This window comes from Desulfopila sp. IMCC35006 (genome assembly GCF_005116645.1).
Classification (GTDB): Bacteria; Desulfobacterota; Desulfobulbia; order Desulfobulbales; family Desulfocapsaceae; genus Desulforhopalus_A.
The window spans coordinates 1-13,561 of record NZ_SWCM01000029.1 but is presented as its reverse complement, the minus strand read 5'-3'; the positions used below and the strand labels follow the sequence as shown (position 1 = coordinate 13,561).

Sequence of the window (13,561 nt, the reverse complement as noted above, 5' to 3'; positions counted from 1 at the left end):
AGAGCTTTTGTTTGGGGAGTGTTTGGAATTGGAGGAATTGCTGGGCAAGAGGAAAACCAATTGCTATCACATTTTAATAAAAGTCTGCATATCAAACGTTCTTTTAAATAGACCAGATAGCTATATTCGATCTTAACAGCGGACCGGAGTCCCTATAGCTCCTATCTGTCTGGCAAGACTTAGTGGAAACACTATTGACCGACAAACATACAACCATACATCAGAAGATTTTTCGTCTCAGCCCTTTCATCACTTTTTAAGCTTGTTATTCCAATATTCAATGAAGGCTACATAGGCCTTTTTACTGGTCAAGAATTGAATGTGTTGCTCGGGATTCAGCTTGTATGCAACCAAAGTCCTTATTCCCTTTCTGCGCGCCTTTTCCATTCTGTGGTTCCCATCAATTAAATTATATCGGCCAGGTGAAATTTCTGCCAAAATTACCGGTATCGAAATATCAGTCGAAGCCACATGGTCTTCATTGATTGATGAGAAATCTTTGTAAAAATCGCTCACAGGTACATTTTCAGCAGTAATGAAATCAGGGATCCTTTGGATATGTTCGAGTATTTTTGTGATGTTAAACTCAAAAATGCCATTGGGATACAGTTCATCCCCACTGTCAACGGGGCATGGATTGAAACCATTATCTATTTTAATTTTTTTTCTCATACGCCAAAGCTCTTATCCACACATTGACCATATTTGCTACAATTTCTCTTAGTGAGGAATAAATGTGGTGCAAAACAAAATGGGAGGACAGTTCTATTTACGGGAAAATAGCGATCCCATCCCCTAATGTAAGAAATTTGTCAGATCACTTGTCTACACTACAACAGTACAAAAACATTTTCCCTTGAAAAAACTAATGGAGCACCCTAATGCACACTGACGAAACCGAGAAATTGGTAGATGAGGCTCATGCAATTTTTAATGCCACATCAATTCATGAGGTAATCGACCTTGACAAGCCGGCAGCCAGGGCATTTTTAATGAAAGCATATGGAAATTATGATTCTGCGCTTATTGATCAGTATCTTGAGGTGATAGATAAGCTGAGATGAAAACTTAGCAAAGGATCTGCAAATTGTATTTTTAGGACACTAGCCTGTAAAACCCAACCTGGGCTCTTGATATCAACGTCAGGAAAAGCCAGATTTGCAGGATCCACCGGAAAGTGCCCCTGCAGGAATGGAGGTTGCACCTTTAGTAGCACTACTGCCCTCAGGTAGGACTCTCCTTATATCTGGACTATTACAAGCACTGCAGGTAACAGAAGAAATGTCTGAGGATGAAAGGATTTTATCAAAAACCTTTCCACATCCATTGCATGAAAATTTGTAAATCGGCATTTTGTTTTCCGTTAAGAAGTTACTTTCGGCATCTCCTGCCTGATTTCTTCAATCTTGGCCATGAGTTCTTCTTGGGTAATGATGCCTTTGGCGACAAGAATATCGATCAGTGCTTGGTTGATCATGATTTCCATATTCAAGGCTTCACGAAGAGGGATAATGTCTTTTGGATTCACTCTATTCGCCATTTTTTCCACTTGTCCATTTTGTAGAGAAGGTACCACCACTCGCGAAATCAGGTGCCTGTTTGACACATTCTACCACTGAAACCAACCATTGTAAGATCTTTGTAAGAGTTCATTCATATACTCCCATAAAGAACAAATCAAAAAACTCAATTTCACCAGGGAGTATGGAGAGATGAATGCAGCACAGAAAGAAGATTTACTTATTGAATGGAGTCTCTACGAAAATCATGCAAGACAAGCAATGGTCAAGGAATACCAACAACTTCGAAAATCGGGAAATCTTGACGAGAGCTTTTTAGATTTTCTCAAACAGAAACTTGAGATTGAAGGATATTGGAAAAAGGTTGGCCTGGCGTAGCATCATTCTCGAACGGGTGGTCGTTATGCAGGCACAAGCACAGAATGGCATACTTCTGAAAAAAATGGAGCGAGCTAACTGCACGTGAAAGTCGGAAATTATTATCGCGTGCCTTAACGAATGTGGTGAAAATGCCAGTTGGGGAAGAGTGGCGTGATTTTTTGCACGAGCATCAGGCGAATGGTCTTGAATGGACTGAGCCGGTGGATTTAAGTTGCTGCAGATACGAGAAAAGTTAAATGGAACTTTTTGGGTCGGACAGTGCTTGGAACAATCTCCGACCTTGGTCACGTCAGAAAAAGGTTGATTGATTCACCAATTCGTGCACGATTATCAGTTACTATCAACCACAGTGCCTAACGATTTCGTCGAAGAGACCAGTAAATATTTTTTGGAACAATCAAGAGTTTCGATATGCTTCATTTCCAGCTACTTTTTTGAAAAATACTCTTCAAGTTTACTAACTGCAAGAATGCTCCTTTTTGGGCATTTTTTTTGAGCATAATTGAGTTCAAACTGTTCAGGAAACAGATGTCCGGTCTTTGACTGATTATGGCTAATATAAACAGGTATAATATGCAACAATACAAGACGCTTATGCAGCTATTTGTAAATAGATGTCTCCTGAAATCGCGAGTGGCTTTAGAATAAATTAAGAGAGTTTTCAATCTTCGCATTTCAACGAAACTATCTCGCAGACCAAAGAAAAGTTAAATAGATTTGGTACCCTCTTTTTTCAATCTACCTCACCAGTTATCCTACCGTTGACCTCGTCATCCAATTCATCAGCGGCTGTTCATATCAGGTGCATTGAATTTTAAGAATTGTTAATTTCCAGCATTTGTCTTGTCGCTTATTTGACTTTGTAAATTTCCTACCATAAACTCAGGAGAACAGAACCGTCCCGCAACCACCACTTAAGTATTTGAGCGAGACATTGCCGGAAAGCAGTGTTGCCGGAACCAGGAAAGCATTAATGATAACTGATTTGGACGGTGAATTCATCCCATCTGCCACCTATCAAGGAAACACATATGTCATTAACACGCAAAGTAACCATTATCGTGATCCTGGTCTTTCTGATATCAGCTTTAGCAAATTTAGTTATCCAGCAGGTATTTATAATGCCAAGTTTCATGGCACTGGAAAAAGAGACCGCTTCCAAGAATGCAGAGCGCGCATTGGGGGCGATCCAACGTGAACTCGATCAGATCATACCTTCTGTCTCAGACTGGGCTTATTGGACGGATACCTACAACTATGTGAAGGGACAAAAGCCAGACTACGCCGAACAAAACCTTGATGTTGGCTCCACACTGGAAGGAATGAAAATCAATTTTCTGGGGATTTTCGACACATCTGGCAAGGCAGTCTGGAGCCAGGGATTTGATCTTAAAACCGGAGAGACTATAGATTTAGGAACAATGACCGAAACAACACTGCCTGTCGACCATCCCCTGCTGCAACATAAAAATCTGGAGAGTGTGGTCAAAGGAATCGTCAACACACCCCACGCCGCCATGCTGGTTGTGGCCAAACCCATTCTGACCAATGATCGCAAAGGACCTATTGCCGGTACGATGATAATGGGACGATTTCTCGACGACGTTGCTGTGCAACGCATTGGTGAACAGACCAGACTCCCAATAGCCATCGAAAAAATCAACCAACAAATAGTCCCTTCAGACTCGATTAGCGGTAGCGGCAGCCGCCAGGGGCTAAATTACTCTGATTTGAAATGGATTGAAACACCAGAAATGTGGCAGATATTTACCACGATATCCGACATTTTCGGCCACCCCCTACTGACGCTTCAGGTCGACACCTCGCGCGACATCTCAGCGCAAGGAGCAAAGGCGGTCAAGCAATCGTTGTGGGTACTGGCAGCAACAGGCATGCTGATGATGCTCGTACTCTGGAAAATGCTGCAGCAAGCCTTACTCCGGCCTATTACAAAGCTTACAGAACATGCTCTACTTATCGGTGAAAACGATAATCTGCAGGTACGCCTAGACCTTAAGCGCGAGGATGAGGTCGGCGTCCTGGCCGATACTTTCGATCAAATGGTCGATCGTATTGCAGAAACGAGACGCCGTCTTATTGACCAATCCTACCATTCCGGCATTGCTGAAATGGCCAGTGGTGTGCTGCACAATATCGGAAATGCGCTAACGCCATTGAATATCAGGTTATTGAGTCTACAGCAGGAACTGGGGACAGCTCCCTTGGCCGAAATGGAACTGGCGACAGCTGAATTGGCTGATCCATGCACTCCTTCCGATCGTCGTGTTGATCTGGTGCAATTCGTTGAGTTGGCCGGGGGCGAAATGGCCAGCTTGATAAAAGACAGTCAAGAAAAATTAGCAGCGTCCATCAAGCAAGTAGGAGAAGTACAGGAAATTCTCACAGACCAGCAACGTTACAGCCGCTCAGTCAGGGTTATCGAACCTGTTGACATGGTGGCAGTTATGAAAGATGTAGAAGCCGGATTAAGCCCTGAAACAAGGGATGCCCTGCACCTTGAGATTACATCCAGTGTTACTGATATCGGTACTGTCGCCGGATCTCGCGCGGCCTTACAGCAGGTAGTGGCAAATCTGTTAATCAATGCCGCCGAGTCGATTCAGTCGACTGGCACTGCTCCTGGTCGTGTGATTGTGACGGCAGAACACGAAGACTTGCATGGTCAATCAATGGTGGGTCTGCGCTTTGTCGACAATGGAGCCGGGATTGATCCCGACCACCTCGGACGATTGTTTGAAAGGGGTTTTTCGACCAAGAATCGTGAAGGTTCCGGCTACGGCCTGCACTGGAGCGCAAACACAGTACAGGCTCTCGGTGGTCGATTGTCAGTTGAGAGTGCTGGGGTAGGTAGCGGCGCATGCCTGCATGTGCTCCTTCCTGTGGCAGAAAATCGAGCACAAAAAATCACAGAAACCGACAAGGATCATGATGGATTGCGAAACTAATAAACCAATTCGAATTTTGGTGGCCGATGATGAACCTGCCATTCTTGACTCCTACCGTATGGTGCTGGATGCAGCAAAACCGGCAACCAATTCTAAGATAAGCGATTTGAAGTCGAAGCTGTTCGGTCGTCAAACCGCGAAACCTTCACGACCGGATGGACCAGAGTTTGATATAGTCTACACCCGGGGTGCCGAATCTGCGGTACTGGCCGTAAGGGAGAGTCGTCTCTTTGATAAGCGCTTTGCTGTAGCTTTTCTCGATATGCGTATGCCACCCGGACCAGACGGTGCCTGGGCTGCAGCTGAAATTCGCGCACTTGATGATCGGATCGATATCGTCATCGCTACCGCCTACTCGGATGTAGATCCTAGAGAACTGTCCGAAAGTGTACCACCGGTTGGAAAAATGTTTTATGTCCAAAAGCCGTTTCACCCTCATGAGGTACGTCAACTTGCAGTCGCCCTGGGGCAAAAGTGGATTGCTGAGAACAAGATTCTTCGCCTAGCCTACTATGACGGTTTAACGGAACTGCCCAATCGTGCCTTTTTCATGACCCGCATAGAACAGGCAATTGATTTTGCTAAAAAGCACGAGCGGTCATTGGCTGTGTTGTTCCTCGATCTGGATAATTTTAAGCGCATTAACGACACCCTGGGACATAACGTTGGCGACGAGTTGTTACGCATGACTGCAAGGCGGATCGCCCACAGCTTGCGGAGTAATGATGCGGTTTCCAGATCAGTGGCCGAAGATGATGACAAGCGACACCTCGCCCGGCTCGGAGGTGACGAATTCACGGTACTGCTCGCAGACCTTCAGAAACCAGAAGATGCTTTGATTGTTGCCAACCGAATTCGCGAAGAGTTGACCAAGCCCATGCAACTGGACAACCATAAACTCCTCATCACTCCCAGCATCGGGATAAGCTTGTTTCCACGTGATGGCGAAGACGTGGTCACACTTATGAAAAGCGCAGATATGGCCATGTATTTCGCCAAGCGTACCGGCCGCAACAACGTTCAGTTTTTCGAAGGCACAATGAACGAAAAAGCCCTGTTGCGCATGAACCTTGAAAACGAACTGCGCCAGGCTATCGAGCGTAATGAGATGTCGCTGCACTACCAGCCACAGGTGGATTTGGTAACTGGTAAAGTAACTGGGCTTGAGGCCTTAATCAGATGGCAGAACTTTACCCTAGGCAATGTACCGCCGCTTGATTTCATCCACATCGCTGAAGATTGCGGCCTGATTATTCCGATTGGAGAATGGGTATTGCGTACCGCCTGCCGGCAAGCCAAATCATGGCAGGACGCAGATTTAGGATTTAAACGAATCGCGGTAAACGTGTCTGTACGGCAGTTTTCTCAGAAAGAATTTCCGGACATTATCTCTCGGGTGCTTCGCGAGACAAATCTTGACCCTTCTGCATTAGAGTTGGAAATCACCGAATCAATTCTGATGAATGATGCGGATAGTGCCGTCGAAACTCTCAAAAGATTGAAAACCATCGGGGTACACCTTGCCATTGACGATTTTGGCACCGGCTACTCGAGCCTAAGTTATTTAAAACAGTTCCCTATAGACCGGTTAAAGATTGATCGATCGTTCATTAAAGCCATTACCACTGACCCCGACGATCAGGCCATAGCAAGTGCTGTGATCTCTATGGCTGACAGTATGAATCTACAGGTCACTGCCGAGGGTGTCGAAACTGGTGAACAAATGCAGTTTCTGATAGAAGGAAAATGCGATGAAGCTCAAGGCTACCACATTAGCCGTCCGATGACGCCAGATGCAGCTGAACGTTTCCTGCGCGAACTTAAAGACCGACAAAATGGCGAAGAAACAGTGCTTTTAGCCTAACTTGTTAATGCACTTAGCCTGAGCAAAAAAAGAGGATTTAGATGCGAATTACCCGGAAGGTGTTCCATGACCTGGCCATCTGGATGGTGGGCTTCGGTCTGTCGATTGGGATCGTATTCCCGTTCTTTGTGATTTTGCTCGGGGTGCCATCCAATATTGCTCTGAACAAGGTCTTTTTTGCGGCCTGTTTGGGGGCAGGGGCACTGGCTGGCATCATCAACTATGGCCTCGCGCGTTGGGTTGTCGGCCTTCGTCTGAGGCTTTTGGCCAGTAGCATGAGCCAGGTTGAGCAGAACTTGAAGAAGATGACCTACAGCGGAGATCTCTCAGAATGCACGCCCGAGAACTGCATGATTTATGTCGACTCCGAAGACGAGATAGGAGAAAGTGCCTTGGCGTTCAACCGGCTAGTGGAGACTCTTTCGAAATCAATGAAGACCCAAGCGGCAGTTCGGTCATTTTCAGAGATGCTGACGAGCCAGTTGGAAATCGAGACTCTGGCAGAAAAAGCCCTGTTGCAGTTCTTCGAGCACACGGATGCGGCAAGCGGCCTGGTCCTATACGAATCTGGAGGGAAACTGGAGATTGCAGCCTCACATGGTTTGAAAAGCCCCGAGTTGGTCGCTGTTAGTGATCACGTCAGGATCGCAGTACGGACGGGGCAGAGACAAGTCGTCTCCATACCTGACGACGTGCGGATCGATGGGGTTATCATGGACTTCAGCCCCCGTGAGATAGTAGTCTTGCCTGTTAAAAACAAGGGTGTGCCCCTTGGAGTTGTAGTCCTTGCTACCGGGAAGACGTTCGATTCGGATCAGCAGGCCCGAATCGATATTTTTATGCAAGGGCTGGGGTTAGCTCTGAACAATGCGATGGCGCATGATCACCTGCGGCGACTGGCTGCTATAGATCCACTTACCAGCATCTACAATCGTCGTTTCGGTTTGGGCCGTCTTAAGGAGGAATTTGGCAGGGCTACGCGTACCGGGAGTCTCTTGGGTATCATTATCTTTGACATAGACCATTTTAAGGTAGTCAATGACACTTACGGCCATCTTGTCGGGGATTGGGTCCTGAAGTCAATCTGTGCTCTCGCAAGGTCCTCTCTTCGGGAAGGCGATGTTCTGTTTCGTTATGGTGGGGAAGAATTTGTCGCTGTTTTACCGGCAGCATCCAGTGAGGATCTTCGGATTATCGCCGAGCGACTGCGCAAGGGAATTGAGGACAATATCTTTTCGAAAGGCATTACGACTGTGCGAGTTACTGTGAGCATCGGCGGAGCTGCCTATCCTAACCAGTCGAATGCAGGGAACGAAGATCTGTTACTTCAACTGGCGGATGAAGCTCTCTATAAGGCCAAAGAATCAGGCAGGAACCGAGTTATACTTGCCCACTGACGGAGATGGACCAACGGGGGCATTTGAACAATTATGCAAAGCTTTGCATAATCGCTCACTTGGACCTGCTGGTCCAAGTGGTACAAATTACAGTGTGTAGTCTCAAATCGAGCAGTGCCAACGTAGGGGCTATGAAGCTTTCCCAAATAAAAAAAACATGAGATGTGCTGTGAAAATAATATGCATTGAAAATGCAGCAGAACTGATCGTAACTATAGAATCAGAATTTATTGGTGTTCAGGATGCCCTGAACAGGGTGATCTACTCAGCATGATACGAAAATTATATAAAATACATTGCTTATTGGGCATTATCTTAGGCGCTATTCTTCTTTTTATGAGCCATGCTCACGCATCCTCACCTCAGGAGCTTACCCTTCTGAATTGGGCTGACTATATTAGTCCAGATTTAATTAATACGTTTCAGGAAAAATTTAATGTAAAATTACAGGTTGTTACATACACGAGTGACGATAATCGGGATCAGCTCTTAGTCTCGACGGATGGGGGGAATTTTGATGTTGTCGTGATTGATGGAAGAAGTATTGCAACGTATGCCAAGCGAGGATGGCTGGCAAAGATATCTGAAGAAGAAATACCGAATATGGAAAACATTCTCCCTAAGTGGAGGGTAGCTTACGAAGGATCTAAAGAGTATGCCGTGCCCTATTTCTGGGGAACAGTTGGGATAGCATACCGGTCTGACCTGGTCAAATCACCAGTTACCTCCTGGATGGATATTCTGCAACCGGCGCAGGAGCTACAGGGGAAAATTTTTATGCTCCCGCAGAGAAGGGAATTGGTCGATATTGCCTTAAAAGGACTTGGCTACTCGATAAATAGCTCAGATGACCCCAGTGCCTATAAGCAAGCTGAGAAACTTCTCCTGCAACAAAAACAGTATGTAAAAAAATATGATGTTCCCGCTGTAAATGATGGGTCAGCTTTGGTCAGCGGAGAGATTTTAGCTGCTGCAACCTATAGCGGCGATGCTCTCACCCTGAAGGCAATAAATAAGAATATCAGCTTTGTTATTCCCAGCGAAGGTACAACCTTATGGGGCGATTATCTGGTGGTAATGGCAAAAAGCGAGAAGAAAAAGCTGGCTATGGACTTTATTAATTTTCTTAATGAATCAAAAAACGCCGCTGAGCACGCTGAGTATATGTACTATGCAACACCTAATTCGGCCGCAGAAAAACTGCTGCCGAAGGAGTTTCTCAACGATCCCCTCATTTATCCCAGTAATACAATTATGCAAAAATGCGAGATTGAAAAAATACTTCCGGCGCGTGTTTATAAAACTCGAAACACTATCTTCATGGAAGTTACTCGGGATAAAATGTAGCCACTTCAGCTATGATCAAAACTCAAGCATTGGGTGTTGCAACCTCTTTCCCCGTTTGGCTCTTTGAGTTCCTCGGCTCAGACTGAAGGGTATGTTGATATGAACATTAGAACCAAAATAATAGCTACTTTTCTCCCCCTTGTCCTTCTCCCTCTCTTTATTCTTGGTGGGGTAAGTATTTATAAACTCAGGGATGCGGCATATGACTCTGTGATGACAGAGAGGGAGAATCTTCTTACCCAGCTGGAGGATCAGGTCCGGTTGGAAAAACAAACAACCGAAGCTAATATCAAGTTGTTGGCTCAATCTGAGCTCGTCAAGAAATATGTTTTGATTCCGGATGAATGGGAGCGATATTCCCTGCTCCAGCCTTCACTGTTGCGTTTGCTGGGTGTCTATCAGGAGATATACTCTGCGTATGTTGAGATTCGTATTCTTCTGCCCGACGGTTACGAGGATACACGCATTACCATTGGGGAGATCCCCAATGTAACGGAAATGGAGGCAGACACGCCATATTTTCAGAAGATGTCGCAGTCCGGCAGCGAAATTTTCACTACACTTTTCAAAAATAAGGATACAGGTAAGTACGCCTTCCTTGTTGCCAAGAGGTTGGACTTAGTTGACGGTGCGACAAACGAAAAGATATCCACACCTCAATTAAGAGGTTTTCTGACAATTACCGTCAGTCTTGATTTGATAGATGAAATTCTTGCCAGTCTCCATGACAAAACCAAGGGGAGTATTTTTTTTGTCGATGACACAAATGTCATAATTTCTGCAAACAAGCAGGAGCTGGTTGGTAAAAAAATCACCTTGCCTTTTTGGGCTGCTGCCCAGAAATCGGATAACCAACAGAAGAGCTTCTCCTCTTTCTCCGGACAATTTATGGGGAAAGATTCTACTCTGCAATACCGTGAGATCCTTCCCGGCTTTTATCTCGTCAGTTCTTTGCCAGACCAGGAGTTGATGGCAGATAGTTGGGCTGTAGGCAGACTCCTGTTTATTTTAACCCTATTTATTGGTTTGGTCGTTTGTATCCTGCTTTTAGTTGGATTCAGACATCTCATTATTAAACCAGTCACCTCGCTGACCAACGCAGTCAAAGACATAAACCTGGCGGGAACAGAGGTCAAAAAGCTGCATCTTAGCTCAAACGATGAATTTGGAGTATTGGCAGATAATTTTAACAGCATGGCAGCGCGGTTGCGTACCTACCAGTATCAAGTTGAAGAGAATCGTCGCACCCTTGAAAACCAGGTGGAAAAAAGAACCAAAGACTTGCACGAGGCAATGGAAAAGGCGGAGCAGGCCAATCAGACGAAAAGTCAGTTCCTTGCCAATATGAGCCATGAAATCCGTACGCCGATGAATGGAGTGCTTGGCATGACGGAATTGTTGTTGGATACTCCTCTTACCATCGAACAGCGCAGGTTTGCGGAAACTATACAGGGGTCAGGTGAATCTCTTCTCTCGATCATTAATGATATTCTTGACTTTTCAAAGATTGAAGCAGGCAAATTAGAACTTGAGACCATCAACTTTGATCTGCGACTGTTAATTGAAGATGTGGCAGAGATGCTTGCTTCACGTGCTCATGCAAAAGGACTGGAATTGGCTGTACTGATCCCAACCGGTACCTGTTGCAGCTTGCAGGGAGATCCAACCCGTCTGCGACAGGTTCTCACCAACCTTATTGCCAATGCGATCAAATTCACCGAGAAGGGCGAGGTCGTTGTTAGGGCGACAACGAATAGGCATAAAGGTGGCAATGTCTCGTTGCATATATCGGTGATTGACACGGGCATCGGGATGAGCAAGAAAATTCAGCATCTTCTTTTTAAGCCTTTTTCACAGGCCGATAGTTCAACAACTCGTCAATATGGCGGGACCGGCCTTGGCCTGGCGATCTCCAGTGAATTGGTATCATGTATGGGGGGGATTCTGGCCTGTGAAAGTGAACCAGGTAAGGGGACGCATTTCTATTTTGATGTGCCGCTTGAACCGGCACCGAAAGAGGTAAAAAAACGATGTACTTCTGATTCAACCGAGTTACGAGGAGTTCGGGTTCTCATCATTGATGACAATGCAACCAATCGTGAAATTCTTGAACGACAGACGGCTTCATGGGAAATGAGCAGTGAGAGTGTCGCCAATGGACCGGAAGGGTTGGCGAAACTGCGTATTGCCCAACGAAAAGGTCAACCCTTTGCGTTGGTTATCCTTGATATGCAGATGCCCGGTATGGATGGTCTGGAAGTCGCTAAAAAAATAAAGACCGATCCAGTTATAGCCGATGTGCAGATGATAATGCTTACTTCCGTAGGGTTTCAGGGCGATATTGCCAAAGCAAGAGAAAGGGGTATAGCGGTATATCTTACCAAACCTATCCGGCAGGATGATTTGTGCTGTTCTCTGCTCGCGGTAGTGGGCAGTATGCCTCCCGACGAGACTGATCGGCCTGTTACCGGGAACGTTCCAACTGAAAAGGAATGGCCATTGGCTCTGCACATTCTTGTCGCTGAAGATAATGAGACCAATCAGGAAGTTGCCCTTAGTATACTGGAAAAATTAGGCTGTCGGGTAAAGATCTGTGCCAACGGTCAAGAGGCAGTAGCCGCAGTAGCAGAGACCGAGTATGACCTCATTTTTATGGACTGCCAGATGCCGGTGATGGATGGCTATCAGGCGGCAATCGCAATTCGTCATACGGAAAAAAAGAAAGCGAACAATACGCATATCCCTATCATCGCGTTGACGGCAAATGCCCTGACGGGAGACCGGGAGAAATGTTTGCTGGCAGGTATGGATGATTATCTGAGCAAGCCTTTTAAACAGGAATCGATTTATAACATTCTAAAAGTTTGGGCCCATGGAGAACCACCGGCTTTTACAGAACAAGTATCCAGTAAAGAAGCGGAAAGAGAAATGGATAGATCTGAACCAACGCCCCAAAAAGGACAATCAGCAAAAGGTGACGAGATCCCTGCCGGACCCATTGACCAGAGTGTATTGAGCACTCTCAAGGATCTGCAAATTAAAGGGAGGCCCGATATCCTTGTCAGGATAATTAATGCCTATATTAAAAGCTCAGAACCCCTCATTAATCAGTTACAAAAAGGACTTGCAGCCAACGATTTGAAAATAGTGCAGAATTCAGCGCATAGTCTCAAATCGAGCAGCGCTAATGTGGGAGCGCTGCGGCTTTCACAAATAAGCAGGGAACTGGAAATGTGTTGTAAAAATAATATTCTTGAAAATATAATGGAGCTGGTCGCAGCTATAGAATCGGAATTTATCGGTGTCAAGCTCGCCTTGAATAAGGAGATCTCGTCATGATGATAGACAAAATGCCTCTGCCCCTGATTCTTTAATCACTATCCCAGGGTTTTTCATGATGAAATTCGTTTCGTGTTGAGTTATATGGTCATGCCGCGCATGAACAGCTAGGAAACCTTGCTCGCTCTGCAATAAATTATGCCCAGTACTTAGGTTGTGTTGGCCAGTGGATACAGCGAACAATCTTAATATGCAGTTTTGTTTAAATGGATAAGATTGCCATTGGCTTCCCCTCTTAATCTTCTACCTCGTATAGCCTCAAAACAGGTGTTTTTACCTATATGAAAAACTCAGCAATATCTTAGTAAAAGTGGTGGTTGATCACGTTGGGAGAGGGCCAGGAAGAATTTGAATTTTGAAGTTGTGCTCCTAGAAAATGGTACCAAGGGATATCCTTCTTTACCGAAATGCCGATTGGGTCAAGAGACACAAGAGACACAAGAGACATAAGGACAACATACGTCGCAATCTAACTATTGGCCCATATCTGAGCGCTATTGGAGAAGTGGTTTCCACTAAACCGCCTTGTTCATTTTTTCGGGGCCACTTCTCTTTTAGAGAAAACAGTCCGCAAGCTCAAAACCAATTATTATTATAGTAAATTTTGTTAAATCACTTACAACATTGTGAAATTGTTTTAACTTGGGCGGTTTAAGACAGCCTTTCAGTCAATAGATTATTTCCTGGTGGGAATTGATGAAAAATGAATACGGGGAATTTGTCTCACTTCTTCTGAAATCTGGAACA

Annotated in this window: 10 protein-coding genes; 7 read left to right on the top strand and 3 right to left on the bottom strand. The window is 45.3% G+C overall.

From position 1 onward, the window contains the following. Positions 1–249 precede the first annotated feature (249 nt). Positions 250–672 carry a hypothetical protein gene (locus FCL47_RS23905; protein WP_136816246.1) on the bottom strand — a complete coding sequence of 141 codons (423 nt, stop codon included), beginning with the start codon at positions 670–672 and terminating at the stop codon, positions 250–252. Positions 673–881: 209 nt separating this feature from the next. Here FCL47_RS23905 and FCL47_RS23900 point away from each other — a divergent pair, with 209 nt between their 5' ends. Then, positions 882–1,064: a hypothetical protein gene (locus tag FCL47_RS23900; RefSeq protein ID WP_136816245.1), complete on the top strand. Its 183-nt coding sequence runs from the start codon at positions 882–884 to the stop codon at positions 1,062–1,064. 78 nt (positions 1,065–1,142) lie between these two features. Here FCL47_RS23900 and FCL47_RS25770 read toward each other — a convergent pair whose 3' ends face one another. Beyond that, on the bottom strand, positions 1,143–1,352 hold the full coding sequence (locus FCL47_RS25770; protein WP_136816244.1) for a zinc ribbon domain-containing protein: 210 nt from the start codon (positions 1,350–1,352) through the stop codon (positions 1,143–1,145). Between the two features lie 11 nt (positions 1,353–1,363). After that, positions 1,364–1,540, bottom strand: coding sequence for a hypothetical protein (locus FCL47_RS24495; RefSeq protein ID WP_153306393.1), 177 nt, complete (start codon positions 1,538–1,540; stop codon positions 1,364–1,366). Between the two features lie 172 nt (positions 1,541–1,712). Between FCL47_RS24495 and FCL47_RS23890 the strand changes: the two genes are divergently transcribed. From FCL47_RS23890 to FCL47_RS23865, 6 genes are all read left to right on the top strand, one after another. Then, the gene (locus FCL47_RS23890; protein WP_136816243.1) at positions 1,713–1,898 is read left to right on the top strand and encodes a hypothetical protein; all 186 of its coding nucleotides are present in this window, start codon (positions 1,713–1,715) and stop codon (positions 1,896–1,898) included. A 1,034-nt stretch (positions 1,899–2,932) separates the two neighbouring features. Next, the gene (locus FCL47_RS23885) at positions 2,933–4,867 is read left to right on the top strand and encodes a CHASE4 domain-containing protein (protein WP_136816242.1); all 1,935 of its coding nucleotides are present in this window, start codon (positions 2,933–2,935) and stop codon (positions 4,865–4,867) included. Then, positions 4,848–6,731 (top strand): EAL domain-containing protein, encoded by a 1,884-nt coding sequence (locus FCL47_RS23880; RefSeq protein WP_205747428.1) that lies wholly within the window; start codon positions 4,848–4,850, stop codon positions 6,729–6,731. The genes FCL47_RS23885 and FCL47_RS23880 overlap by 20 nt, the downstream gene beginning before the upstream one ends. 41 nt (positions 6,732–6,772) lie before the next feature. Further along, positions 6,773–8,128: a sensor domain-containing diguanylate cyclase gene (locus FCL47_RS23875; RefSeq protein ID WP_136816241.1), complete on the top strand. Its 1,356-nt coding sequence runs from the start codon at positions 6,773–6,775 to the stop codon at positions 8,126–8,128. A 270-nt stretch (positions 8,129–8,398) separates the two neighbouring features. Continuing rightward, on the top strand, positions 8,399–9,475 hold the full coding sequence (locus tag FCL47_RS23870) for a PotD/PotF family extracellular solute-binding protein (protein ID WP_136816240.1): 1,077 nt from the start codon (positions 8,399–8,401) through the stop codon (positions 9,473–9,475). Positions 9,476–9,574: 99 nt separating this feature from the next. Continuing rightward, on the top strand, positions 9,575–12,814 hold the full coding sequence (locus tag FCL47_RS23865; RefSeq protein ID WP_136816239.1) for a hybrid sensor histidine kinase/response regulator: 3,240 nt from the start codon (positions 9,575–9,577) through the stop codon (positions 12,812–12,814). Positions 12,815–13,561: the final 747 nt, after the last annotated feature.